The 24,424-nt window shown below is 54.7% G+C and carries 20 protein-coding genes; 10 read left to right on the top strand and 10 right to left on the bottom strand.

Annotation, left to right across the window (positions count from 1 at the left end):
• Positions 1 to 712 precede the first annotated feature (712 nt).
• Genes ACZRKO_RS03805 through ACZRKO_RS03820 form a run of 4 tightly spaced genes read right to left on the bottom strand, consistent with a single transcriptional unit; the run spans position 713 to position 5,016 of the window.
• Positions 713 to 1,687 (bottom strand): ROK family protein, encoded by a 975-nt coding sequence (locus ACZRKO_RS03805; RefSeq protein WP_463735917.1) that lies wholly within the window; start codon positions 1,685 to 1,687, stop codon positions 713 to 715.
• A complete protein-coding gene (locus tag ACZRKO_RS03810) occupies positions 1,684 to 2,550 on the bottom strand; it encodes an ABC transporter permease (protein ID WP_463735918.1) in 867 nt (288 codons plus the stop codon). The genes ACZRKO_RS03805 and ACZRKO_RS03810 overlap by 4 nt, the downstream gene beginning before the upstream one ends.
• Positions 2,550 to 3,470 (bottom strand): ABC transporter permease, encoded by a 921-nt coding sequence (locus ACZRKO_RS03815; RefSeq protein WP_463735919.1) that lies wholly within the window; start codon positions 3,468 to 3,470, stop codon positions 2,550 to 2,552. Before ACZRKO_RS03815 ends, ACZRKO_RS03810 begins: the two co-directional genes overlap by 1 nt.
• A 1-nt stretch (position 3,471) precedes the next feature.
• On the bottom strand, positions 3,472 to 5,016 hold the full coding sequence (locus tag ACZRKO_RS03820; RefSeq protein WP_463735920.1) for an ABC transporter substrate-binding protein: 1,545 nt from the start codon (positions 5,014 to 5,016) through the stop codon (positions 3,472 to 3,474).
• Between the two features lie 234 nt (positions 5,017 to 5,250).
• Here ACZRKO_RS03820 and ACZRKO_RS03825 point away from each other — a divergent pair, with 234 nt between their 5' ends.
• The 4 genes from ACZRKO_RS03825 to hemB all read left to right on the top strand — a co-directional run bounded on the left by ACZRKO_RS03825 (position 5,251) and on the right by hemB (position 10,870).
• Positions 5,251 to 6,396 carry an ROK family protein gene (locus ACZRKO_RS03825; protein WP_463735921.1) on the top strand — a complete coding sequence of 382 codons (1,146 nt, stop codon included), beginning with the start codon at positions 5,251 to 5,253 and terminating at the stop codon, positions 6,394 to 6,396.
• A gap of 7 nt (positions 6,397 to 6,403) precedes the next feature.
• On the top strand, positions 6,404 to 7,837 hold the full coding sequence (locus ACZRKO_RS03830) for a M81 family metallopeptidase (protein WP_463735922.1): 1,434 nt from the start codon (positions 6,404 to 6,406) through the stop codon (positions 7,835 to 7,837).
• Positions 7,838 to 7,868: 31 nt separating this feature from the next.
• Entirely contained in the window at positions 7,869 to 9,707 is a 1,839-nt protein-coding gene (locus ACZRKO_RS03835; protein ID WP_463735923.1) for an ABC transporter ATP-binding protein, read from the top strand.
• Between the two features lie 188 nt (positions 9,708 to 9,895).
• Positions 9,896 to 10,870: a porphobilinogen synthase gene (gene hemB / locus ACZRKO_RS03840; protein WP_463735924.1), complete on the top strand. Its 975-nt coding sequence runs from the start codon at positions 9,896 to 9,898 to the stop codon at positions 10,868 to 10,870.
• A gap of 132 nt (positions 10,871 to 11,002) precedes the next feature.
• Here the strand turns inward: hemB and ACZRKO_RS03845 are convergent, their stop codons facing one another.
• The 3 genes from ACZRKO_RS03845 to dalD all read right to left on the bottom strand — a co-directional run bounded on the left by ACZRKO_RS03845 (position 11,003) and on the right by dalD (position 15,250).
• Positions 11,003 to 12,298 (bottom strand): MFS transporter, encoded by a 1,296-nt coding sequence (locus ACZRKO_RS03845; protein ID WP_463735925.1) that lies wholly within the window; start codon positions 12,296 to 12,298, stop codon positions 11,003 to 11,005.
• Between the two features lie 80 nt (positions 12,299 to 12,378).
• Positions 12,379 to 13,842, bottom strand: coding sequence for a xylulokinase (gene xylB / locus ACZRKO_RS03850; RefSeq protein ID WP_463735926.1), 1,464 nt, complete (start codon positions 13,840 to 13,842; stop codon positions 12,379 to 12,381).
• Between the two features lie 10 nt (positions 13,843 to 13,852).
• Positions 13,853 to 15,250, bottom strand: a complete 1,398-nt coding sequence (dalD, locus tag ACZRKO_RS03855; protein ID WP_463735927.1) for a D-arabinitol 4-dehydrogenase — start codon at positions 15,248 to 15,250, stop codon at positions 13,853 to 13,855.
• 200 nt (positions 15,251 to 15,450) lie between these two features.
• Between dalD and ACZRKO_RS03860 the strand changes: the two genes are divergently transcribed.
• Positions 15,451 to 16,398, top strand: coding sequence for a sugar-binding transcriptional regulator (locus tag ACZRKO_RS03860; RefSeq protein ID WP_463735928.1), 948 nt, complete (start codon positions 15,451 to 15,453; stop codon positions 16,396 to 16,398).
• A gap of 255 nt (positions 16,399 to 16,653) precedes the next feature.
• Here ACZRKO_RS03860 and ACZRKO_RS03865 read toward each other — a convergent pair whose 3' ends face one another.
• Positions 16,654 to 17,307, bottom strand: a complete 654-nt coding sequence (locus ACZRKO_RS03865) for a hypothetical protein (RefSeq protein ID WP_463735929.1) — start codon at positions 17,305 to 17,307, stop codon at positions 16,654 to 16,656.
• 339 nt (positions 17,308 to 17,646) lie between these two features.
• Complete coding sequence (locus ACZRKO_RS03870; RefSeq protein WP_463735930.1) at positions 17,647 to 18,357, bottom strand: YnfC family lipoprotein; 711 nt, start codon at positions 18,355 to 18,357, stop codon at positions 17,647 to 17,649.
• 209 nt (positions 18,358 to 18,566) lie between these two features.
• Here ACZRKO_RS03870 and ACZRKO_RS03875 point away from each other — a divergent pair, with 209 nt between their 5' ends.
• From ACZRKO_RS03875 to ACZRKO_RS03885, 3 genes are all read left to right on the top strand, one after another.
• On the top strand, positions 18,567 to 18,944 hold the full coding sequence (locus ACZRKO_RS03875; protein ID WP_463735931.1) for a RidA family protein: 378 nt from the start codon (positions 18,567 to 18,569) through the stop codon (positions 18,942 to 18,944).
• Between the two features lie 247 nt (positions 18,945 to 19,191).
• Positions 19,192 to 20,604, top strand: coding sequence for a hypothetical protein (locus ACZRKO_RS03880; RefSeq protein ID WP_463735932.1), 1,413 nt, complete (start codon positions 19,192 to 19,194; stop codon positions 20,602 to 20,604).
• A gap of 233 nt (positions 20,605 to 20,837) precedes the next feature.
• Positions 20,838 to 21,500 carry a dTMP kinase gene (locus ACZRKO_RS03885; protein WP_463735933.1) on the top strand — a complete coding sequence of 221 codons (663 nt, stop codon included), beginning with the start codon at positions 20,838 to 20,840 and terminating at the stop codon, positions 21,498 to 21,500.
• Between the two features lie 107 nt (positions 21,501 to 21,607).
• Here ACZRKO_RS03885 and ACZRKO_RS03890 read toward each other — a convergent pair whose 3' ends face one another.
• Positions 21,608 to 21,823 (bottom strand): YgdI/YgdR family lipoprotein, encoded by a 216-nt coding sequence (locus ACZRKO_RS03890; protein ID WP_463735934.1) that lies wholly within the window; start codon positions 21,821 to 21,823, stop codon positions 21,608 to 21,610.
• Between the two features lie 476 nt (positions 21,824 to 22,299).
• Here ACZRKO_RS03890 and ACZRKO_RS03895 point away from each other — a divergent pair, with 476 nt between their 5' ends.
• On the top strand, positions 22,300 to 23,421 hold the full coding sequence (locus ACZRKO_RS03895; RefSeq protein ID WP_463735935.1) for a branched-chain amino acid ABC transporter substrate-binding protein: 1,122 nt from the start codon (positions 22,300 to 22,302) through the stop codon (positions 23,419 to 23,421).
• A gap of 82 nt (positions 23,422 to 23,503) precedes the next feature.
• Complete coding sequence (locus ACZRKO_RS03900; protein WP_463735936.1) at positions 23,504 to 24,418, top strand: ABC transporter permease subunit; 915 nt, start codon at positions 23,504 to 23,506, stop codon at positions 24,416 to 24,418.
• The last annotated feature ends 6 nt before the right edge of the window (positions 24,419 to 24,424 follow it).

Genomic DNA, 24,424 nt, shown 5'->3' on the forward strand with positions numbered 1-24,424 from the left:
CGCTTTTAACTTCAACTTCAACTTCAAATTCAAATTCAAATTCAAGGTCGTGGGCGTCGGCCCACACTGACCAGAGACCCGCAGTCGTGTGGGTCTCTGGACTCTACGCTCTTTTCACTGCGCGCTGTCGCTGAATCGGGATAGCCGTCTTTCAGGCGCTTCAGTGATAGCCGCAAAATGTCGCCGCGTTGCGGTCCCCTCCGTTCGGGTTTCAACCCGCGCAAAAAGCCTCGCGGATTTGCACCTCTCCGTCGGCGCCATTTTTGAATGCGGCCGGTTTTTTTTAAAACCCCACCATGGAGAATGGCGTTGTTTCCCCCAATCTGGAAACGGTCGCGCGCTACGCCCAGGCCGTCGGCGGAATGTTCGTTTTTCAGCGATTTCCTGACACAGAATAAGGGGGATCAGAAGTCAAAACCTCTCACCAACGTCGACTTTCTGGTTTTGAATTTGAATTTAAAAAAGCGTCGGCCGCGTTCAAAATGTCACCGGCAAGTCGGTGGCGAGACAACGGGTTTATCGTTGGCTCAAAGCCGCAGCCGGGGATCGCGGAGCGATGACATTTTGCGGCTATCACTGTGGCACCTGAAACACGGCCATTGTGACTCGCGTAGCTGCGGTGTTATAGCAGCAAAAAACGCAGGGTTGTTAAGGGCAGCGTTTACTGCCCTTAACCCGGTGTGGGCCGGTGCCCACGACCTTGACGTTGAATTTAAAAAGCGGGATTGTGCTGCCGCCCCAGCACCGAGGCCCCGATCATTCCACCGTTCCCACTGTGACCAATAAATTTCCCTGGCACCACCAGCGGTTTGGTATAGCGATGTAATGGCCCCAGCCGTACCTGCGAATCTAACGCGGATATCAGCGCTGTGGCATTAGCGAGACCACCGCCAACCACTATTTTGGAAGGGCCGAGAATATTCACCAGCAGTACCAGCGGTTCAGCTACCAGTTGCAGCCAGGCGCTGATGGTCAGGGCTGAATCCGGCTGGCCGTTCTGCCAGCCGTCGACGATTTGCTGGCTGGTGCGGCCTTGCTGATGTAAATGCTGATGCAGGCGTTCCAGCCCGCGTGCACCGCCCAGAATGTCGAGACATCCGAGCTGGCCACAGCCGCAGGGCAGGCGGGGAATGGGGTAGGTTTTTCCGTTCAGTATCAGTTCGGTGCGGGTGATGGCGCCGTGGCCCCATTCTCCGGTGACGCCACCGTGGCCACGGACTAACTGACCGTTGATCACCAGACCACCACCGACACCGGTGCCGAGAATAATGCCGGCGACGATCGGCTGATTTTGCGCGTTGCCGGCGTAGGCTTCGGCCAGAGCAAAGCAGTCAGCATCGTTAGCGGCGGTCACCGGGCGCTGTAATTCGCGGCTCAGATCGGCTGCCAGAGAGCGGCCGGTAAACGCGGGAATATTGGTCGCCAGCAGTTCGCCGGTTTGCGGTGAAACCAGCCCGGCGGTGGAGATCGCAAGCGGCGTATCCGCGGGGAAATCTCCCCCAAATTCGTTGAGTAAACCCTGAACCGCAGCAACAAACTCAGCCCAGGATGCAGTCGGCGTAGGGACTTTGCCGAACTCTTCAACAACACCGGCACGTCGTGAAACGCCAAGCTTAATAAAAGAACCGCCGATATCGGCACAAAAAACCGCCGCATCAACAGGCGCGGCGGTAAAAGGTTTGCTCATGAGCGGGTGTCCAGTAAATCGCGTAATCCATCGCCCAGGACATTGAATCCGAGCACCGTCAGCATAATTGCCAGACCGGGGAACAGCGAAAGATAAATATTAATGCCGAGGAAGTTTCGACCATCACTCATCATGGTACCCCATTCCGGCATCGGAGGCTGCACGCCCAAACCAAGAAATGACAGGCTGGCGGCGGCGAGGATCACCGTACCGGCGGTCAGGGTGGACTGCACGATGATAGGGCCGACGGCATTACGCAGAATGTAATGCACGATGATCCGGTAGGACGAGAGCCCCAGCGCCTGCGCCGCTTCGACATACTCCATCTGTTTCAGCCCCAGCGTCAGGTTGCGGCTCAGACGGGCGTATACGGGAATGGCAAACAGTGAAATGGCGATCAGTAAATTGATTAATCCGCCGCCGAGAATACTCACAACGAGGATAGCCAGCACGATGCCCGGAAACGCGAACAGCATGTCCATAAACCACATAATGATCATATCCACGTAGCGGCCTGCCATCCCGGCAATCACGCCGAGCGGAATACCAACAATCATCGCGAGGCCAACGCTAAGCACCACTTCGACAATCGAAATACGTGCGCCGTAAATGACTCTGGAAAAAATGTCGCGGCCATAATCGTCAGTGCCAAACAGATGTTCAGCCGAGGGTGCCAGCAGGGTATCGAGCAGATCCTGAGCATAAGGATCATGGCGAGTCAGCAGCGGGGCGAAGATGCCCATCAGCACAATCGCGCTGACAATCAGCCCTCCGAGCGTGATCGCCGGATGACGCCATAACCAGCGGAAGAACCGCGAAGTCCGCGGTTTGCGGCGGGGCAGTTGCGTGATAATGGCAGACATTAATCGAACCTTATTTTTGGATTCAGGAAGGCGATCAACAGCTCTCCGAGCAGGTTCATCACCACCACGCCGCAGACGGCCACCAGCGCGACGCCCTGAATGACAGGGTAGTCGCGGTAACGTACGGAATCGACCAGCAGCCGCCCGATGCCCGGCCAGTTGAACACCGACTCGGTGACCACCGCGCCGCCAATCAGGCTGCCGAAGTTGAGTGCCACAATAGTGACAATCGGGATCAGTGCATTACGAAACGCATGGCTGCAATAAATGGTGACGGCAGACAGCCCTTTGGCGCGTGCAGTACGGATATAATCTTCCGAGAGCACGTCGAGCATGCTCGAACGGGTCATGCGCGCCATCACCGCCATGGGCAAAACAGCCAGCGTGACTGACGGTAAAATGTAGCTTTTCCACGACGTCGCGCCGAGCAGCGGCAGCCAGCCGAGTGACACCGAGAAGTAGTTCATCGCCATCAGCCCCAGCCAGAAGTTAGCGACAGAGGCCCCGGCAATCGCCAGCAGCATTACGCCGTAATCCGGCCAGCGGTTGCGGTACACCGCGCCAATCATCCCGGCGGGAACGCCAATTGCCACCGCCAGAAAATAAGCCAGCACGGCCAGCGCAAGGGTGAACGGCAGGCGTTCACCGATCTCCTGCGTCACGGGCAGTTGCGATTGCAGCGACAGCCCGAGATTGCCGTGTAACACGTCGGTGGCAAAATGCACGTATTGGGTCACGATGGGCTGGTCCAGCCCAAGGCGTACGCGCATATTGTCCACCGCTTCCTGCGTGGCTTCCGGCCCGGCCATCAGGCGCGCCGGGTCGCCCGGCAGCGCGCGGATCGACCCAAAAATCAGCATCGACACGCCGATCAAAATGATCGGAAAAGCGATGAGTTTTTTTGCCAGATAAGCTTTCATATCAACCCTTATGTGCGTCTTTTACGACAATCTGTCCGCCGGGGATCATACTTACTCCGGACACATCTTTAGCTGTGGCGTACAAATCATTCTGGTAATACAGCAACACCTGAGGGGCTTGCTGATTGATCTCTTTCTGTGCCTCAACATAAATGGCGTTACGCGCATTTTCATCCTGCGTGGATGCCGCTTTGTCTAACATCCCGTCCAGTTTCGGATCATTGAAGAAGCCCAGATTTGCACCGCCTGGTGCGAAGCTTTTACTGTAATAGAGTGGGCGAAGTTGCAGGTCCGCGCCGTTGACGCCAGATGACCACGACGCCAGTACGGCACCGGTGTTGTCGGCTTTTTTACCTGCCTGGTCGGCGAAGGCGGCTTTGGCCCACACGCCACTTTCCATCTGACGCACATCCAGTTTCACGCCGATTTTCGCCCACATGCTCTGCAGCACCTGACCGATACGTGCGTCCTGACCCTGTACGGCTATCGTCATGGTAAAGCCGTCCGGCACACCGGCTTCTTTCAGCAGGGCTTTGGCTTTTTCAAGATTGAGCGGATACGGGTCGAGCGTTTTGTCATACCCGGCAGTGACCGGCGCCAGCGGCGAGTTGGCCGGAATGGCGAAGCCGGACATGATGGCGCGCACCAGGCCGGCACGGTCGGTAGCGAAGTTCAGCGCCTGACGCACGCGTACGTCGCTAAGCGGTTTGAGATCGGTATTCAGCGCCACCCAGAACACGGCGGAGCCGGGGCTTTCATGCAGCTGGAACTTGGAATTGTTTTTCAGCAACGTGGCAAACTGCGGCGGCACCGGGTTAATCACGTCCGCTTCACCGGCCTGCAACGCCATGTTCATCACGGATGGCTCGGCGCTCCAGGTCCATTTCAGGTCATCCGGCCCGGAGGTTTTATTGCCCCAGTAGCCGGGGTATTTCTCTTCCAGCACGAACTCACCGGTTTTGTACTGCACCATTTTATAAGGGCCGGTACCGACGGCTTTACTGTCGAGGGTTCCTGCCTTGTCCGCCGTCGGGCTGACCATCAGCGATGCGCCGGTGGTCAGTAAATTCAGGAAGGCCGGATACGGTTTTTTCAGCGTGAACAGCACAGTGGAGTCATCCACTTTGGTCACGCTGTCGAGGAAGGTACGCAGGCGGCCACTGGCGGCCAGGCCACGTTTGGAATCAAGATGGCGGTCAAAGTTGGCGACCACGGCATCGGCATTGAACTGGGTGCCGTCATGGAATGTGACGCCATCGCGCAGTTTAAAGGTCCACTTCAGACCGCTCTCATCACTGTTCCACGACGTCGCCAGCGCCGCTTCCGGTTTCAGTTCCGGCGACATTTTCAGCAACCCTTCGTACATCGGGTCGAGCACCGTACCGGTAAACGTCGCGGTCTGGTTGCCCGGATCCATACTGCGCGGCGCTTCGTTTTGCATCACCGTCAGGGTTGCCGCATAGAGCGGGGAGGAAAGCGCGGCAAGCAGCGCTGTACTCAGAAGTGTTAACCGCCCCGGACGTCTAATTTTACCGAAAGTGTTCATCGTATTTCCTCTGCCAAAAATAATGTGAGTGAGAAAAAACTGCTCAGAAACCGTCACAAATCCCTTTCTTTTGAAGACTGTAAATAGTGTGCCCGTGGACGGTGTATTTAGTTCATATGAAAAACTTATGTAACGATGTTTGGTTCAAATTGTGAACTAATAGACATTGATATATCCATTTTTAATGTTTAATGTCAATGCAGCTGAGTTAAATTTGAGAGCCGGAAAACGAATATGTTAACTCCCTTACAACGACAGATTTTGGGTGCCATTGCCGCGTCAGATGGCCTGAGCCGGACTGACCTCGTGCAATTTTCCGGAATGAGCAAAGCCGCCGTCAGCGGCGTGGTGCGGGAGATGATTGACGCGGGCTTTCTGTTTGAAGCCGAAACCGTGCCGGGCGCGGGTCAGGGCAGGCCGTCAGTACGCCTGATGGTGCATCCTGAAGGGGCCTATTTCGCCGGGGTGTCGCTATTACAGGATCCCGCCCACATGGTGCTTATCAACCTGCACGGCGAGATCCTCTCACGGGTGACTTTTCCGCTCAGCAACGTCCCGCAGCAGCTGGCCGAAGACATTGCCGCCGCGCTACCTGAACTGCTTGAACATCATGCCGGAGCCGCCGGAAAGCTGCTCGGGCTGGGTGTCACGCTTTCAGGGTTTATCGATGCCCATCAGTCGACCTGCGTGCAGTCCGCGCTGCTCGGCTGGCGTGATGTCCCGCTGGCGGCGCTGGTCAGCGAAACCACCGGCATGGACGTGGCGATAGAGAACGATGCCAAAGCGCTGGCGGTGAGTGAAAAACGTTTCGGTCACGCCCGCGAACTGCGCAGCTTTACGCTGCTCAGCCACGGCGCAGGGATCGGCAGCGCGCATTTTATTGCCGGTCACTTATACCGGGGCGCGCACGGCGGTGCGGGGGAAATTGCCCACAGCACCATCGAGCTGAACGGCACGCCGTGCCGCTGCGGTAAACGCGGTTGCCTCGATACCATCGCCTCGCTCAATGCAGTGATGCAGGCGGCGAAAGCTGAAGGGCTGAAAGTCAGCTCGATGGCGCAGCTGGAGCAACTGGCGGCGCAGGGCAACAACCAGGCAGTGCGCATTCTGCACCACGCCGGGACGGCGCTGGGGCTGGCGGTGTCGCATCTTATTCAAATCAATGACCCCGAAATGATCCTGATTGCCCATCAGGAAGGCGCGTTCAGCGGGTTATTCGGCACGGTGGTGCAGCAATCCATTGACGCCAACGTCCTGCCCGGCGTGGCCGGTATGACGCCGGTACGGACATTTTCACTTAACGACGATACGTGGTCGCGCGCTGCGGCGAGCATCTCTGCGCATCGTTTTCTGACAGGCCCTGATTCCACTGTAAGGTAACAATCTCATGCGTATAGCCGTTGGCGGTATCCATATCGAATGCAGTACTTACAATCCGGTTCTTAACGAAGAAAAAGACTTCCGTGTCACGCGTGATGCCGCGCTGCTGGCCGCTCCCTATTTCAGGTTTCTACAGGATTATCCGGCGACGTTTTTGCCGACGATCCACGCCCGTGCTATCGCCGGCGGGCCGGTTTCGCGCGCGACCTATGAGAAATTCAAAGGCGAACTGATTGCCGGTCTGGAAGCACAAAAGCCCTTCGACGGCCTCTATCTGCCGATGCACGGCGCCATGTATGTAGAAGGAATGGAAGATGCCGAAGGCGACTGGATCGCTGCTGCCCGCGAGGTCGTCGGGCCGGACTGTCCTATCAGCGTCAGCTACGACCTGCATGGCAACGTCTCGCAGAAAATTATTGATGCCATCGACATGTTCTCCACGTACCGCACCGCGCCGCACATTGATACCGAAGAGACCATGCGCCGCTCGGTCGCCATGCTGGTGAAAACGCTGCAAACCGGTGTGAAACCGACGTTACTCTGGGTGCCTGTGCCGGTGGTATTACCGGGCGAACGCACCAGTACCGAAGATGAACCGGCCAGGAGTTTATACGCCCGCTTACCGGCGATGGATGAAATCGACGGCGTGTGGGACAGCTCGCTGATGGTCGGTTATGTCTGGGCCGATGAGCCGCGTGCTACGGCGGCGGTGATCATGACCGGCACCGACCAGGCCGTGCTTGAGCGTGAAGCGAAGCAACTGGCACAGGCGTATTGGGATGCCCGTGAAGATTTCGTGTTCGGCTGTGAAACCGACACCGTGAAAGCCTGCGTTGCGAAGGCGATCGCCAGCCCGACGCAGCCCGTGGTCTTAGCCGATTCCGGCGACAACCCGACCGGCGGCGGTGTGGGTGACCGTGCCGATGTGCTGGCCGAACTTATTGCACAATATGCCGAAGGGGTCATTGTCGCCGGGATCACCGATTTAGCGGCGACCGAAGCGGCATTCAACGCCGGTGTGGGTTCAACCTTAACGTTGACGCTGGGCGCCTCGCTCGATCACGACAGCCCGCAGGTGAAAGGTGAATTTGAAGTGGTGCTGCTGCTCGACGCACTGGCTCCCGCTGACCGTCAGGCGTTGCTGCGCACCGGCGGTATCGACGTCGTGGTGTCGGCGCGCCGCAGACCGTATCACAACATCAGTGATTTCACCGCGCTGGGGCTGGACCCCCATGCTGCCCAAATCGTGGTAGTGAAGTCCGGTTATCTGTCGCCTGAACTGGCGCCGATTGCCCGGCCAAACCTGATGGCACTCTCCAACGGCGTGGTGGATCAGTTTGTCGAACGTCTGCCGCGCAACCGCAAAGTGCGCGATACCTTCCCGTTTGATAAAGATTTCAGCTTTACGCCGCAACCGGTGCTTTCCGCCCGTAGCCGTTAATTTACCGACCTGAATTTGCCGGAGAAACAGCATGACCCCAATCATGACAGCACCTGCCGCCACGCCACGCCTGCCGGTACTGGAAGTGAAAAATCTCACCACCGCCTTTCGGGGTGACGACGACTGGCTGCCCGTGGTACGGGATCTCTCGTTTGAAGTCTATCCGGGCGAAACGCTGGCGATTGTCGGTGAGTCCGGCTCCGGCAAAAGTGTCACTTCGCTGTCAGTCATGCGCTTGCTGAAGGCGAATTCCAGCAAAATTGAAGGCTCGGTTAGCCTTAATCAGCGCAACCTGCTGACACTCTCCGACAAGGCGATGCGCGATATTCGCGGCAATGAAATGGCGATGATTTTTCAGGAACCGATGACCTCGCTGAACCCGACATTCAGCATCGGGCGGCAGATTGCCGAAAGCCTGAAACGTCATCGCGGTATGTCTTCAAAAGCAGCGCGGGCAGAGACATTGCGGCTGCTGGAAAAAGTGCGAATTCCCAACGCCGCGGCGCGTTTTGACGAGTACCCGCATCAGTTCTCCGGCGGTATGCGTCAGCGCGTCATGATTGCCATGGCGCTGGCGCTCAAACCCAAACTGCTGATTGCCGACGAACCGACCACCGCGCTCGACGTCACCATTCAGGGGCAAATCCTTGATCTGATCAAAACCTTGCAGGAAGAGGAGGGCATGGCGGTACTGTTCATCACCCATGATATGGGTGTGGTAGCGGAGATAGCAGACCGCACGCTGGTGATGTACCGCGGTGAATGTGTCGAAAGTGGCGAAACGGCCGAACTGTTCCACCGCCCGAAGCACCCTTATACCCGTGCGTTGCTGGCGGCGGTACCGAAACTTGGATCGATGCAGGGCCGGGCCTGGCCGCTGCGATTCCCGCAAATTGACCTGCAAACCGGCGCGGCCACTCAGCCGGTGGAAGTCGCCAATACGCCGGACATCAGCCAGTCGCCGGTGCTGTCGGTGAAAAACCTCAGCGCCCGTTTTCCGGTTTACGGCGGTTTACTGAGCCGTCAGGTTGGGGCGGTGCACGCGGTGGAAAACATCAGTTTTGATCTGTTGCAGGGCGAAACGCTCTCGCTGGTGGGGGAATCGGGTTGCGGTAAATCTACCACCGGTCGCGCCGTGACGCGGCTGATGACGCCACACAGCGGTGCCATCGACTTCGACGGCTTCAACGTCATGAACATCAACAAGCGTGAAATCTTGCAGATGCGCCAGCGTATCCAGATGATTTTTCAGGATCCGTTCGCCAGCCTGAACCCGCGAATGCGCATTGGTGACGCGCTGATTGAGCCGATGCTGCAACACAAACTGCATAACCGCGCGGATGCCAAAGAGAAGGCCGCCGCGCTGCTGCATAAAGTTGGGCTGTCGCCGGACATGATGCGCCGCTTCCCGCATGAGTTTTCCGGCGGTCAGCGCCAGCGCATCTGCATTGCCCGCGCGCTGACGCTCGATCCGAAAGTGATTGTGGCGGATGAGTCAGTGTCGGCGCTGGATGTGTCGGTGAAAGCGCAGGTGGTGAACCTGCTGCTTGATTTACAAGAGAGCATGAACCTGTCGTACCTGTTTATTTCCCACGACATGGCGGTGGTCGAACGCGTCAGCCATCGCGTGGCGGTCATGTATCTCGGAGAGATTGTGGAAATCGGCCCGCGTGCCGCGATTTTCGATAATCCGCAGCACGCCTATACCCGCAAACTGATGGCTTCGGTGCCAGTGCCTGACCCGGCCAGACGCGCGCTCAAGCGCCACATGCAGGTTGATGAACTGAAAAGCCCGGTGCGGGATAACAGTTATGTGCCGCCAGTCAGGAAATACAGCGAAGTATCGAAAGGGCATTTTGTGCAGATATAAGCCTATTAGGGGTATGCGGATAAACCGCATACCCCTTGTAATATCCCCTCACGTAAAGTTCATCATTTTTATACGCATTGTTATAAAATAGATCTCTCGCTTTTCGACGGCGCTGGCTTTCCTCCCGCCGTCTGACTTGGTATGCGAACACTTTCTACACGCAACAGGTTAATTTCTTAGGAGTTTTCATGTCTAATCAGTTCCCCAGTTCACGCCTTCGCCGCCTGAGACAGTCCGACTCGCTGCGCGCTCTTTTTCAGGAAACTGAATTCAGCGTGAACGATCTGGTACTGCCGATCTTTGTGGAAGAAGAGACATCTGAATACGTACCGATTGAAGCCATGCCTGGCGTGATGCGTATTCCTGAATCCCGTCTGGCGTTTGAGATTGAGCGTTATGCCCGCGCCGGTATCCGCTCGGTGATGACCTTCGGTATCTCCAAACACATGGATTCTACCGGCAGTGATACCTGGAACGAAAACGGTCTGGTTGCCCGTATGGCGCGGATCTGTAAAGACACCGTGCCGGAAATGATCGTCATGTCCGACACCTGTTTCTGCGAATACACCTCGCACGGCCACTGCGGCGTATTGCATGACCACGGCGTAGACAACGATGCAACGCTGAAAAATCTCGGCAGACAGGCCGTCGTTGCCGCCGCCGCCGGTGCGGATTTCATCGCGCCATCCGCCGCTCAGGACGGTCAGGTACAGGCCATTCGCAGCGCGCTGGACGCAGCCGGTTTCATCGATACCTCAATCATGGCGTACTCCACGAAATTTGCCTCTTCGCTCTACGGCCCGTTCCGTGAAGCAGGCGGCAGCGTGCTGAAAGGCAACCGCAAGCAGTACCAGATGAACCCGATGAACCGCCGCGAAGCGGTGCGCGAATCCCTGATGGATGAGCAGGAAGGCGCCGACGCACTGATGGTGAAACCTGCCGGTGCGTACCTCGACGTGATCCGCGATATCCGCGAAGCCTCGCGCCTGCCACTGGCGGCATATCAGGTCAGCGGTGAATACGCGATGATCAAATTTGCCGCACAGGCCGGCGCCATCGACGAGCGCGCCGTAGTGCGTGAAAGCCTCGGCGCAATCAAGCGTGCGGGAGCAGATATCATCCTGACCTACTTTGCGATGGATATTGCCGAGCAGGGCGTCTGATTCCCCTGCATCCTTCAAGCCGCAGATGCGTTGGCCGTCTTCCTGTACCAAAAGCAGGCGCCTCTAGGCGACTTGAATGATTTTGGGGTTGATAACGTATTGAGTTTCTAGCCGGGCCTGCGCCCGGTTTTTTTATGTCCGCACCGTAGAGGCGGCGGGTAAGGGCGCGGGTTTGGTTTTTGACGGATGCCCCGGCTGTTCGACTTTAACAATGACCGTCAGCACGGCGGCGACCAGATAGAGCGCAGTGTAGACCCAGACTACGCCCACGATGTCAAAGAACGGCAGCACGATGGAAGCGATAGCTGGCGCGACGAAGTTGCTCAGGCCTGCGGACAGGTTGTAAATCGAAATCGCTGCACCTTTATGGTTGGGTTCAAGCACCGGGAAAACGGCGGTCATCGGCACGAAGGCGGCGACGGTGATGCCGAGCATAATGGCCGGGATCAGCGCCATCCAGAAGTTGTGCCCAAAATAGACCGGCAGATAGTAGAACGTCAGGCTGGAGATGGCGCAACCGATGCAGCCGAACCAGCGTACCTGCCGCAACCAGCCAATTTTCTCCCCCAGAATTCCCCACATAATGTTAGTGAAAATGGTGACGAAGAAGAACACCGCCCAGATTTGCAACCACTCGGGCATGCTAAAGCCCAGACGGCCGACGAACAGGATCGGCATGATCACCGCGAACCCAAACAGCGAAATCGTATTGATAATTCGGATCAGGCAGGAGAGGAAAATATTGCGGTTGGTGAACAAAATCGTTACCGCGCGGCTCAGCTCGCCCAGTTTTTCCTTCGGGCTGAGGCTGGCTTTAATGCTCGGTTTACCCACGTTACGCAGTAAGGTGATTGCCATCAGACCACCTGCCACCACCCAGGCAATCGCGAACCACAGCGTGCCGGTTTCGCCCATCAGCGGGATGGTAAAGCTCGGCAAATAGCTGCCGATACAACCGATACCAATTGAGTACATCGCCCAGAACCAGCCCATGGCGGAAGAGAGATTCTGCTTCGGCACGGTCTGTACTACCAACATCACAAAAGAGTAGATGAACAGCGGATAAGCCAGCCCGCGAACGCCGTAGAACAACAGCATCAGCGGATAATTTTTCATCCCCAGACCAAACAGCATAAAGAGCACATGCATCACCACCCACAGGATAAAACCGATGCGCATGGCTTTTTGCGGCGTAATGATCTCCGCGACCACGCCGGAACTCCAGGCCGCCAGCGCCGCCGCCAGCCCGTACACGGTAAAGACCACGGCGGACTGAGAGGCCGTAAAGCCCATATCGATAATATGTTTGGAGAGGAATGCCATTTCGAAGCCGTCGCCACTCATGAAAATAGCGATGGCGATGTAACCCCAGAACAGGTTCATTGGCAAACCGAACCAGTGGGTGCGCGGTTTTTGTATATCGTGCATATTGGACTCCTCTGCGGGCGGGCCCGCAGTTGGTGATAGGTAGGGACAGAGATGGGGCGCTCAGGCGCCCTCGGTTTTGGTTATGCGGATCGCAAAGCGACCTGTTGCTGATAAAGCTGCCGGTAGGTGGTGAGGCGTTCACCCAGCATGCCGCGGGTTTCGATATCAGGCAGGAACTGGCGTTCAATGGTCGGTTTACGGCACACGTCGGCGAACTCTCCGCCTGCCGCCAGCCAGCCGAGGCGTGCGGCACCGAGTGCGCCACCGGCTTCGCCGCCGCAGTGGGTGACTACCGGTAAATTCAGGGCATCGCTCATCAATTGCGCCCAGCGGTCGCTGCGCGCACCGCCGCCGACCAGCGAACATTGTTGTAATTGAGTACCGGCCTGCTGCATGACGTCCAGCCCGTCGGCCATACCGAACGCCACGCCTTCGAGCACGGCATAGCCGAGGGCCGCGCGGTCAGAACTGTGGGTCATACCGTGAAACGCGCCGGTGGCATTCGGGTCGTTGTGCGGTGTACGTTCGCCGGACAGGTAGGGCAGAAATATCGGTGCCTGCCGCTGTTGTGCCGGGCTGAGCTGAGTGATTTCCGCCAGCAGTGTGGTTTCGTTACTGCCTATCAGATTGCAGTACCAGCGCAGCGCACTGGCGGCAGTAAGCATCACGCTCATCTGATGCCAGCGCCCCGGTAGCGCATGGCAGAACGCATGCACTGCCGACTGCGGGTTGGGCCTGAAGCGGTCATTAACTGCAAACAGCACGCCGGACGTGCCGAGGGAAATAAAAGCATCACCTGGATTGACGGCACCAATACCGACGGCACTGGCGGCGTTGTCGCCTCCGCCTCCGGCAATCACTACGTCGTCACGCAGCCCCCACGCGCGGGCGATATCATTTTTCAGCGTGGCGCTGACGTCGCTGCCCTCCACCAGCCGTGGCATATGGTCGCGAGTCAGCCCGCAGGCAGCCAGTAGGGAGTCTGACCAGTCACGTTTGGCGACGTCGAGCCATAAGGTTCCGGCGGCGTCTGACATATCAGAGACTTTCTCGCCGCTCATCATCCAGCGCAGATAATCTTTTGGCAGCAGCACGGTGGCGGTTTGTTCGAATATGGCCGGTTCATGACGGGCTACCCACAGCAGCTTGGGGGCCGTAAAACCGGGCATCGCCAGATTACCTGCCACCTGATGCAACTGCGGCGCGCTTTGGGTGAGCTGTTCACACTCTGCCGCGCTGCGGGTGTCATTCCATAAAATGGCCGGGCGCAGTACCCGCCCTTCACGGCTGAGCAGCACTGCGCCGTGCATCTGGCCCGAGAGGCCAATAGCGCGGATCTCCCCCCACAGTTGCGGAAGTTTATTGCGCAGACGTGCGATGGCGAGGTGAGTCGCCTGCCACCAGTCGGCAGGGTTTTGTTCCGACCAGTGTGGATGCGGGCGGCTGACTTCCAGGGGTTCACCCGCGCTTGCCAGCAGCTTGCCTTGTTCATCGATCACCACGGCTTTGATTTCCGAGGTGCCTAAATCCAGTCCGAGATACATGGCTTTCCCCTTATGCGCGTTTGGCATCGGCCAGCCACTGGTTGACCCGCGCTACCGACTTACGCATCAGGTCAGTGAATTCCGCGTTACCGGCCAGTGAGGCAAATAGTTTTTCATCGCTGGCGAAAATGGCGACAGGATCCGAACTGTTGAACATGGCATGTACAGCCGCGGGGTCGAGAATGCCATCCTGATATTCATACGGCAGGCGGTTCTGGTGCCACTGCTGCATATAGACAAAGAACAGCGCCGGTAACATGGCGGTGGCGTGCGGCACCTGTCCGCGCTGATAGCACTCCTGCAATGTCGGTGTAATAAAACCGGGGATTTTGGAGAAACCGTCGGCGGCCACGCGCTGATTGGTGTCCTGAATATGCGGGTTACTGAAGCGCTCAAGCACCACGTCACGGTAATTCTCCAGGTTCAGCGGGCTTGGCGTCAGTGAAGGAATAACGTCCTCGGTCACGTAGTCGTAAGCGATTTTACAAAGGGTCTCAGTGCGTGTGCTTTCATCGATAAAACTCTGCCCCAGCAGCGTTCCGGCCCAGGCGATACAGCTATGGCTGGCATTCAGAATACGGATTTTTGCCTCTTCGTATGGCAGAACGGATTCCACCATCTCTACGCCGACGTTCTCCAGCGCCGGGCGTCCGGCGATAAAATCATCTTCGATCACCCACTGAATAAAGGCTTCACCCATCACCGGGGCGCGATCTTTAAAGCCGGTCGCCTGCTCAACGCGCAGCGCCACGTCAGGGGAAGGGCGCGGGGTGATGCGATCCACCATGGTGTTTGGGAAGCTGGCGTGTTTTGCCACCCAGTCAATCACGGCCTGCTGCTGGCGCAGGGCCAGAAACTGCAACAGGCCGCGATGAAAACGGTCGCCGTTATGGCGCAGGTTGTCGCAATTGAGCAGAGTGACATCACCGCCGTTACGCGCTATCCGCCGCGCCAGAATATGGCCGACCGCGCCATAAATAGTGCGGCAACCGCCGTTAATATCGGCCTGGATGTCAGCGTTCAGCCGGTCCAGATTGAACTGGTTATCGAGGTAATAACCGCCTTCGGTCACGGTAAAGGAGACAACTTTGGTGTGTGCATCCGCCCCTTGCTCTGTCAGTGCTGCCAGCTCGTTATCCCACGGGATGACTTTCTGAATCGATGTGATGATCTCGTATTCACGCTCGCCCTGCGGCGTCACGGTTTCCAGCACATATTTTCCCTCCTGCACCTGTAATGCATTCAGCAGCGGTACGCCGTCTTCACGAATATTGCCGAGCGCAATTGACCAGCGGTTATCACCTTCTGCCAGCAGGCGGTGCAGATACCAGGCCTGATGGGCGCGGTGGAAAGAGCCACTGCCGATGTGCAGCCAGATGGAAGGCGTTGAGGGGGTTGTCGTGTTCATGATGTTCTCCGCTAAAGGTAACCTTTGGGCTTAAGCTCGTTAGTTGGGCTTTTGCTCAGTTGTGATTAGCTTAATAGAACATTTGCCCATCAAATGGGCTTTGGCTCACATATTCAGATCCTGATCGGAATTTGCGATCACGGCGGCAGGCAAATGGCGATAAAATGCCGCCATTGAAATCAGCCGTTCGGGAAGTACGCATGAGTAAGAATGATAAAAAAATGGATCAGGCGGCGCGCGCGGCGTGGATGTATTTTGTGGCGGGGCAGACGCAGCATGATATCGCTAACGCACTGGGCGTTTCGCGGCAGGTGGCGCAGCGGCTGGTGGCCAGCGCCATCGATAACGGTCTGGTCAGCGTGCATATTTCGCATTCGGTCGGGCGCTGTATGGAACTGGCATCGCAGCTGACAAAACGCTACGGCCTGGGAGTGTGTCAGGTGGTGCCAGGGCAGGGGATGGACAGCGCTGGCATCAGCCACGCGATTGCCGTCGCCGGGGCTGAGGTGATGGCGCAGTTTATCCGCAATGAGCAGCCGATGATTATTGGCGTAGGGTCAGGGCGCAGCCTGAAAGCGGCGATTGATGAACTGGTCGACATCGAACGGCCACAGCACAGCAGCGTGTCGCTGATTGGCGCGATTGCCTCTGACGGCTCCTGTACCCGTTACGACGTTCCGCTGCTGATGGCAGAGAGAACTCAGGGGCGCTATTTCATTCTGCCCGCACCGCTGTTTGCCGATGGTGAGGACGACCGTGCGATGTGGTGCAGCCACCGCATTTACCGCACGGTTCGCGAGAAGGCCAGTCAGGCGGATGTCACCTTTATCGGTATCGGCACTATCGAACCCGGTTGCCCGTTACACAAAGATGGCTTTATCAGTGCCGACGACGTCGAGCGCCTGATGGCGAAGAACGCGGTGGCGGAGATCCTCGGCCACTTTATGGGGCCAGACGGTGAGCGCATTGACAGCGAACTCAACGCCCGCCTCACCAGCGTCGGCCTGCACCCGCAGGAGGGTAAACCGGTGATTGCGTTGGCGGGGGGAAGCGACAAACACGTCGCCGTCCGCGCCGCCCTAACCGGTAAATGGATCAACGGACTGGTCACTGACGAGGCCTGCGCAGAGGCGTTGCTGGAGGAGTGAGCAGGGTGTTAAATGTCCGCTGATGCTGAAAACGACAAACCGGGCGAAAGCCCGGTTTTAATAGGTGCTGCTGAGAGTTGATTTAAATGTTTTGGTCGCGTTGGCTTAACTAAATTTGAAATGTTGTTTGGTTTTTATTGTCTGATTTTTTAAAGTATTAAGTCCGCTCTTCGCTCTTGATCGACCGCCATAATCATTGGGGGATATTCCTACTGCGTAAATACCGCTTCCTTGGGGTAAGTTCAGAGGACATAGTTATGTTTTTGGGCAGCCCGTGACTTGCGGGTAATTGCGACATACCAGATTGAGTTTGTATTTCGGCTCGAAACCTTTATCCAGCATGCATTGCTGAACAATAGCGGCTTTACGTAGCGTCGGCACGTATGGCACCGAGCCTAAAGGTTGCGGATAGCCGCATTGATACATCACCGCCAGTGCTTGTTTGTCATTTTCAACGTCATGAGAAAAATGCAGTGACGCCCCCACTTTACGCCAGGTGATCAGGGAAAAGGTGCTCACGCCGGAATCCGGTTTAATCGGATGAAACCCTCTGTCTGCGACAAAAGGGAGTGCATCCAGCTGATTCTGACTTATGGGATGCCCCTGCTCTTGCTCAAAGCAGGCTGGTGTATCGTGGTAAATCCGAACGCTGCAAATGTTGAATCCGTCTTTACGGGTAAATCCCATATTCTCCATGCATTGGTAATACAGAACTGACTCATTATCCGTTTTAGGGATATCGGGGCCAGGGAGTTGTACGCCGCATTTACCCATCGCGACGCGCACGCCATCGATGTTCGTATCAGAACGCTGCCACTTTTTTAGATCCGGTGCTGGGGGACATCCTGTCAGCAGGGATACCGATGTTATCAGCAGAGGTAAAGTCATCAGAGTCGGTTTTCGGAACATTAAATTCTCTTATTTATTATTGTGTCAGGTAGCATCCATACTGCCTGTATGACTCCTGTGCGACAACATTGTTCAGATTTTGATCCTTGCTCAAATAAAAATTTCCCTTTGTCTGGATTGACTCAGTCTCCGCATCAATTCTGAAAATTCGATCCGCTGATACCTGGAATTAATTTTCAGTTCTCATTTCTGCTTGTCGTTTATGGCGGACTCCGCCCCAGGCACTTGGCTGCTGTGTGCCAGAAGCGGACATTAATAATATTTCAATTGCGTTAAATATTAGGAAGCAGGTCAATCTCTCGGAGGAGGTTATGTTGGTTCTGCTCTTTTCAATAGATATTAAAAATATTCCGTTTCGTGATTAGAAATCCATATTAAGATTGAGCCACGATAGTCGTCATTAGTGGAGGTTATCAGCGAGCATTTATCTGCATTACCATCAGCGGTGTAAGCACAGCTTTGCTTCACTCGGACAGTTAAGCCTCCTCTTTTTGATACTATCTCTGAGTCAAGAAATTGCGCGCTTCCGGATGGGTAAAAGATACGCTTGTCCTTCTGATCTTTATAGTTTCTTATGCGTACAGGGAATTGGCTATTGTGATATTCATATCGCTCTACAACTTCGCCCGTGTCTTTGTCCGCGATTGTTTCAAGCAATCCGCGAACATTATAGCTGAGCACATATTTGCCTTTTTCATTCTCAAGCTCAGTGATTTCGCAGCGTTCATTGATTTTTCCGGTAATACGCTGGCCTTTAAAAGAGGTCAGTACGCCATCTTTGTTTACCAAATGAAACTCTCGGTCATTTGCCTTATCGACCATGTTGATATTAGTAAAGCACCCGCTACGATCATATCTAACTTCTGTCATCGCCTGAAGTTTACCGTAAACATCTCGGATCCACTGAAGGCTATGTTTTACGTTCCCGGTAGTTGCATCATGCTCGAACAAAAGAGCAGCATTTAATACCGCCGGTTTGAATTGAGTAAATGCAGCAACATTAAATGACATTGCCAAAAGTAATAGACTTAAAAGCACCCTTGCTTTCATTATTTATTCCTTTATTAGTAGGATCGCACTCTAAGGTGGTGGGGCGACTCAAGTTATCAAATTCTTTGCGAATAGACACGAATAATCGAGATGCTTCCATGCCACAAGTTAAACGGACATTGCATACCTCATGCTCTGCCAATTAACGCTGAGCATTGACAGAGGAATGATAAGCTTATGACTGGTCCTCTTTCAAAAAGGGCTTAGATATGAACAATGTGGTAAGAAAAAATTATCCTGAGTTAGGTGAAGTAAAGGCTCCTTACGTTCATTCTGTAAAGCATGACAACACGCTCTATATTTCAGGGCTGACTGCGTTTGGCACAGCGGCTCAACATGAAGGCAGTGCTGAGCAGGCTGAAGAAATATTCAGCCAAATTAGGAAAATCGTCAGCATAGAAGGCACTGATTTTTCAGCACTGATCAAGGTGACTATATTCCTCACCTCTTTTGAGGAGATCAACGAGCTACGGAAAGTGCTCTACCGCAATTATGGCGATCACCGGCCTGCCAGTTCACTTGTAGAAGTAAGCCGCCTCTTCTCACCTGACCTCTCAATAGAAATTGAAGCTATATTCGGCCTTTGATGCGTTGCTGCCAGCCAGATAGTGACAGCTGTTCGGTTTTAATAACGTTCTATCAAAGCCAGCGTAATGTGTTAACTTCCATTTTTCGCTCATAGCTGCGCTGTTCTAACATAGCTGCTTCGTGCCAGAAATGGACGTAACTAACACGCCACCACCTTGATCTATAAGGTACATATCAAGTCAGACTAATTATTTATTCCTTGATGCCGATACCATTATTTCTTAATCAATATATGAAGGAACATGTATGTACTGCGTACGCCCTTTGATGCGCCCATTTTTTTTTCTGTCTCTCCTCCCATTTTCTTTCGTTCAGGCTGCTGATAAGCCTGCATTGATAGGTGGTGGCACTAATCCCTTGTCTGTAACCAGAATCCACGATCGTGTGAATTACATGGTGTCGTTAAACTTCAATAACGGAAAAACAGCTCAGCAATGGCGTTCCGTTGATTGTAAACAGGGCAAAGCACAGCTTCTGTACAAGGATTTACTGAATGCGGAGGGGTTTACCAAAGCTCGCTCTTACGGCACCAGCTACCTCCGTTATGCGCCTGCTCAGGATGATAAGCAGATGACAGCAGAGGATATCCAGACGGTTTGCACGCTACCGATAAAAGATGCACGGTGGGAAAGATTATCAGCCACGTCTAAATTCGGCATTACCAATCTTATCGATGTTAATAGCATTCAGCGTATTGGCGACATTTTATCGGTACGCATGGGATATGACTTTGCAGATATCATCTGGGAACCGCCTTACGACGCGCCGCTTGAATTAAAGATCGAGCACTACTTGTATAACTGTAAAACCCATCAGGGGAACGCTGTCGCTGCAATGAACTTCGATAGCGACGGGCGCGTTACGGACTCACTCATCACTGCTGAGATTGTTCGCCGCAAGAGTAGCTTCAAAATTAACACTCAAATGGCACAACGCTTCGAGCAGCTCTGCCAGTTGCCAGCAGGTAAAACATTCACAACCGAAGGGCGCTTTGTCCCCGCTGTTAACAAGCCAGCATCAACGTTGATGGGGCCATCCATGCCCGATCTGAGTAATAATAATCCGCAGTGGCTGAATAAATCCCCCCTGTCTGCTGCCATTGACCGCCAGGCGCAGTCATTGATCAAACCATGGGCGCTTCCGCGCTTTAAACAGATTCGTTATACCGAAGTCAGCGCGTTAGGTAAGGTCAAAGTACAGTTGGATGCACAACCGGATGGTTATATACGCAAGCTTGAAGATTATGGTATCTGGACGGTGCAACGTTTAACGCTGGCTAATCAGCTACAGCTGAAGTTCACCATGTCCATCAGTAGAGGTTCCTCACTGCTCAGCAAGTTAGACACGGATCTGCGTTTCCCGTTAGTGACAGGTCAACAATATCAGGCGCAATTGGACAATATTGATTCCGATAAGAAAGTCACTGCTTCATCGTTACGCTGTGACGTAAGGGGAGAGGGGGACGCACATAGCATTGCACCTGAGTTTAGTGGGAAATATCTATCAGTTGCGTGTCATGCAAAGAGTGAAGGGCAACTGGAGACCAGTGAAAAATTAGCTTGGCTGCAAGATCTCAACGTCTTCGTCCCGGTCGCTCAGCAAGTAGGTGATAAAGCTGAAGGTCTGGTGAAATTTGAAAATGTTAGTGTAATACGTTAATAAGCAAGCAGGCTCACCGCGTTAGCCGGTGAGCTTTTTTTGACCTGTGAGTTAAACCTATTGCCAGAATGTTTATCAGTGTCTTGTTATAAGTACCTTCCATTCGGTTCGCACTGACGTGCCAGGCGGCAACGACGAACGAAGAAGGTAGTCAGCGTTTCATACGAAGGAAGTAAGATGCTTTTGCCAGATTTGAGCTTTTCAAAAACCGTACATCAATCATCATGGCAAGAATGAGTCGTCCCTTGTTTATTTCTCTGGATGGGCCCAAGGGAGTCGGCAAAACCACGCTGTTGGAGGCCATTACGAAAGTACTAAGGGCGGATAACAAGAAGGTGGTCCGACTTTGCGAGAAAAAAAGCGATCCTTACAGGAGGGAAACAATGGCCCTCGTGAACAGGTTCGCCAGAAATCCCGCCCGGGATTTAGAATGGGAGGTTTGTGAGCGCTTTGCTGATAGCCGTGCATGGATTTCCGAGCATATACTGACTAAACAGCCACCGGGTAGCATCATCTTGATGGATCGGTGGTACCCGTCGGAAGCCGCGTTTCGCCGGATGGTTCCCTTTGCAAAGATTTTACAGCTAAACATTGAACGAAACGTACGAACGCCAGACCTGCATGTCGGAGTTGTTACAGCGCCTGATATTTCATGGGCCAGGGCCGCGGCCCGACCGCGTGGGCTAAGTAGTACTGTGATTCATAAGCTGGAAGATCATGTCGCTTGTACCCAAGCTTTCGAGCGAGAAATTGCAAACCACGGCTGGGCCTTATGCCGCAATGACGGAATGATCGAAGACGCAACGATGCAGGTTGTTTCTGAGATCTACAGAGTGCTTGGATGCCCCACAGGCATCGGTTTTACGAGCAGATCTTCCCCCGCATGCCGCCAGTAATTACGGTAACAAGGGACAGATTAATGAGGATGAGTATTCCAAAAGTGACGGTGAGTCAGGCTGGCTGCAAAGGCGATCGGGAACGGTGTGTTTCGATCGCCATACCCCTATTTCTTCACAATCCCCGCAATATCATTGGTATTCATCAGATGATAATCACCGTTCATGTCGGTGTAGCTGGTCATGCCGGTATCGCGGTCGCGGTCGGGTTCGCCATGGGCGAAAAGCTGGTCACCGGCCTTGGTGTTGATCACATAATCACCGGCGCAGCCAGACAGCGTCAGGGCCAGCGCGATGGCCGTCAGGCAAGATAATATCTTCATTGTTCAGTTGTTTCCCTTTGCAATCATCTGCCCGCATTACAAAGCAACCCACCCCAACATGCAAAGGATAAAAATGTCAGGAAGCGTAATAGTGCGAACCTGTCAGCAGGAATTCCCCCGTTTCATTTTGGTGCACCTCCCACAGACACATTACTTTGCTTTGCCGCTGCGGCACCAAAGCAGTGCGGTGTGATCCCGCCGTTGTTTCTGTAACTTGCCTCAGGGCGTGGCTGCACGCGCTCTATAATCAGAATGACCCGGCATTCAATCGCCGGTTGCAACACTGGCAGCAATTTTGCTTAAGGTTTACACCTTTAGCAAAACCGTAAGGAAACCCCGCAGTCGTCCCCAGGAAGATTTCAACCACTCTACCCCTCAGTGCTTTTTGTTGGTGTTTTTGCTACAGGATTTATGACCACGCTCATGCGTTCTTATTAAAACCATTTTGCTCAAACAGGCTACTAAGGATCACGATGATGTCGATGAAATTTATAAGAAATCCTCTTTCCCTTTTACTGGCAGGTTGTCTGGTGACGGCATTTTCCGCGCAGGCGGATATTGTCATTGGCGTGGCGGGGCCGTTTACCGGACCGAATGCCACCTACGGTGACCAGTACTGGCACGGTGCGACGCAGGCAGCGGAAGACATTAACGCAGCAGGCGGTATTAACGGGCAGAAAATCAAACTGGTGCAGGGCGATGATGCCTGCGAACCGAAACAGGCGGTGGCAGTAGCGAACCGTCTGGTGGATCAGGACAAGGTGCAGGCGGTGGTGGGGCATTTCTGTTCCTCCTCCACCATGCCTGCTTCTGAGGTCTATAACGATGCGGGCATTATTGCTATTACCCCAGGGTCAACTAACCCGCAAATTACCGAACGCGGTATGGCCGACATGTTCCGCATGTGCGGGCGTGATGATCAGCAGGGGCTGGTCGCCAGTGATTATATCGTCGACAAATTGCACGCCAAACGCGTTGCGGTGATCCACGATAAAGACACCTACGGGCAGGGGCTGGCGGATGCCACCAAAGCCGCGCTGAATAAACGCGGCGTGACGGAAGTGATGTATGAAGGGTTGTCTCGCGGTGAAAAAGATTTTAACGCCCTGGTGACCAAAATCAGTGCGGCCAAGCCGGACGTGGTGTTCTTCGGCGGTTGCCACCCGGAAGCGGGTCCGCTGGTGCGCCAGATGCGCGAACAGGGTGTGAAAGCCACCTTCTTCTCTGGTGACTGTATCGTCAACGAAGAGATGGTGACGGCCGCCGGTGGCCCGCAGTATACCAACGGCATTCTGATGACCTTCGGCAAAGACCCGCGCCTGATCCCTGACGGCAAAGCAGTGATTGATAAATTCCGCGCCAATAAATTTGAGCCGGAAGGTTATACGCTTTACTCCTATGCGTCTGTTCAGGCGATTGCCGCCGCCTTCAAAGCCACCGGCGGCACCGATTCCGCCAAAGCCAGTGCGTGGCTGAAAGCCAATTCCGTTGATACGGTGATGGGCAAAAAGTCCTGGGACAGCAAGGGCGACCTGAAAGTCTCGGATTACGTCGTCTATAAGTGGGATGACAAAGGCAAATACCAGGAAGTGCAGTGATAAGGCTAATTTATTTGCCATTTTGAACCCGTATCAGACCGCGCCTTAGCCGGGCGCGGTCGCCAAAAGAGACTGCGCACTTATGGATTCATTCTTCCTGCAACAGCTGTTTAACGGCATCACGCTCGGCGCCGTGTATGGCCTGATCGCCATTGGTTACACCATGGTGTACGGCATTATTGGCATGATTAACTTCGCCCACGGCGAGGTTTACATGATCTCCGCCTATCTGTGCGCCATTGCGCTGGCGCTGTTGTCTTTTTTTGGTCTGCACTCATTTCCGCTGCTGATTCTCGGCACGCTGGTGTTTACCATTGCGGTGACCGGCGTTTATGGCTGGGTAATTGAACGTATCGCCTATAAACCGCTGCGCAATTCAACCCGTCTGGCGCCGCTGATTTCAGCCATCGGCATGTCGCTTATTCTGCAAAACTACGCGCAAATCAGCCAGGGTCCGCGCCAGCAGGGCATTCCGACCATGATTGAAGGCGCGGTGCGTTTTCATATTGGTGAAAGCTTTGTCCAGATGACCTACACCAAAATCTTTATCCTGATTGCGTCGCTGGTCGGGATGCTGGTGCTGACCTATATCATCGGGCACACCAAACTGGGCCGTATGTGTCGGGCCACACAGCAGGATCGCAAAATGGCCTCGATCCTCGGTATTAACACCGATCGGGTGATCTCGCTGGTGTTTATGATTGGCGCGGCGATGGCAGGGCTGGCGGGTGTGCTGGTGACCATGAACTATGGCACTTTCGATTTTTACGCCGGGTTTATCATTGGCATCAAAGCTTTTACGGCGGCGGTGCTGGGGGGCATCGGCTCGTTGCCTGGTGCCATGCTCGGCGGGCTGATTTTAGGTATTGCCGAAGCGCAGTTCTCGGGCATGGTGAATTCCGATTACAAAGACGTTTTCTCCTTCGGGCTGCTGGTGGTTATTTTGATTTTCCGTCCGCAGGGGCTGCTTGGCCGTCCCGTTGTGGCTAAGGTCTAAGGGGGA

Source organism: Ewingella sp. C233 (assembly GCF_055407225.1).

What these genes read in the sequence shown, in the direction of transcription:
- ACZRKO_RS03805 (WP_463735917.1), bottom strand. Translation starts at nt 1,687, where the DNA reads ATGAGCAAACCTTTTACCGCCGCGCCTGTTGATGCGGCGGTTTTTTGT.
- ACZRKO_RS03810 (WP_463735918.1), bottom strand. Translation starts at nt 2,550, where the DNA reads ATGTCTGCCATTATCACGCAACTGCCCCGCCGCAAACCGCGGACTTCG.
- ACZRKO_RS03815 (WP_463735919.1), bottom strand. Translation starts at nt 3,470, where the DNA reads ATGAAAGCTTATCTGGCAAAAAAACTCATCGCTTTTCCGATCATTTTG.
- ACZRKO_RS03820 (WP_463735920.1), bottom strand. Translation starts at nt 5,016, where the DNA reads ATGAACACTTTCGGTAAAATTAGACGTCCGGGGCGGTTAACACTTCTG.
- ACZRKO_RS03825 (WP_463735921.1), top strand. Translation starts at nt 5,251, where the DNA reads ATGTTAACTCCCTTACAACGACAGATTTTGGGTGCCATTGCCGCGTCA.
- ACZRKO_RS03830 (WP_463735922.1), top strand. Translation starts at nt 6,404, where the DNA reads ATGCGTATAGCCGTTGGCGGTATCCATATCGAATGCAGTACTTACAAT.
- ACZRKO_RS03835 (WP_463735923.1), top strand. Translation starts at nt 7,869, where the DNA reads ATGACCCCAATCATGACAGCACCTGCCGCCACGCCACGCCTGCCGGTA.
- hemB (WP_463735924.1), top strand. Translation starts at nt 9,896, where the DNA reads ATGTCTAATCAGTTCCCCAGTTCACGCCTTCGCCGCCTGAGACAGTCC.
- ACZRKO_RS03845 (WP_463735925.1), bottom strand. Translation starts at nt 12,298, where the DNA reads ATGCACGATATACAAAAACCGCGCACCCACTGGTTCGGTTTGCCAATG.
- xylB (WP_463735926.1), bottom strand. Translation starts at nt 13,842, where the DNA reads ATGTATCTCGGACTGGATTTAGGCACCTCGGAAATCAAAGCCGTGGTG.
- dalD (WP_463735927.1), bottom strand. Translation starts at nt 15,250, where the DNA reads ATGAACACGACAACCCCCTCAACGCCTTCCATCTGGCTGCACATCGGC.
- ACZRKO_RS03860 (WP_463735928.1), top strand. Translation starts at nt 15,451, where the DNA reads ATGAGTAAGAATGATAAAAAAATGGATCAGGCGGCGCGCGCGGCGTGG.
- ACZRKO_RS03865 (WP_463735929.1), bottom strand. Translation starts at nt 17,307, where the DNA reads ATGTTCCGAAAACCGACTCTGATGACTTTACCTCTGCTGATAACATCG.
- ACZRKO_RS03870 (WP_463735930.1), bottom strand. Translation starts at nt 18,357, where the DNA reads ATGAAAGCAAGGGTGCTTTTAAGTCTATTACTTTTGGCAATGTCATTT.
- ACZRKO_RS03875 (WP_463735931.1), top strand. Translation starts at nt 18,567, where the DNA reads ATGAACAATGTGGTAAGAAAAAATTATCCTGAGTTAGGTGAAGTAAAG.
- ACZRKO_RS03880 (WP_463735932.1), top strand. Translation starts at nt 19,192, where the DNA reads ATGTACTGCGTACGCCCTTTGATGCGCCCATTTTTTTTTCTGTCTCTC.
- ACZRKO_RS03885 (WP_463735933.1), top strand. Translation starts at nt 20,838, where the DNA reads ATGAGTCGTCCCTTGTTTATTTCTCTGGATGGGCCCAAGGGAGTCGGC.
- ACZRKO_RS03890 (WP_463735934.1), bottom strand. Translation starts at nt 21,823, where the DNA reads ATGAAGATATTATCTTGCCTGACGGCCATCGCGCTGGCCCTGACGCTG.
- ACZRKO_RS03895 (WP_463735935.1), top strand. Translation starts at nt 22,300, where the DNA reads ATGTCGATGAAATTTATAAGAAATCCTCTTTCCCTTTTACTGGCAGGT.
- ACZRKO_RS03900 (WP_463735936.1), top strand. Translation starts at nt 23,504, where the DNA reads ATGGATTCATTCTTCCTGCAACAGCTGTTTAACGGCATCACGCTCGGC.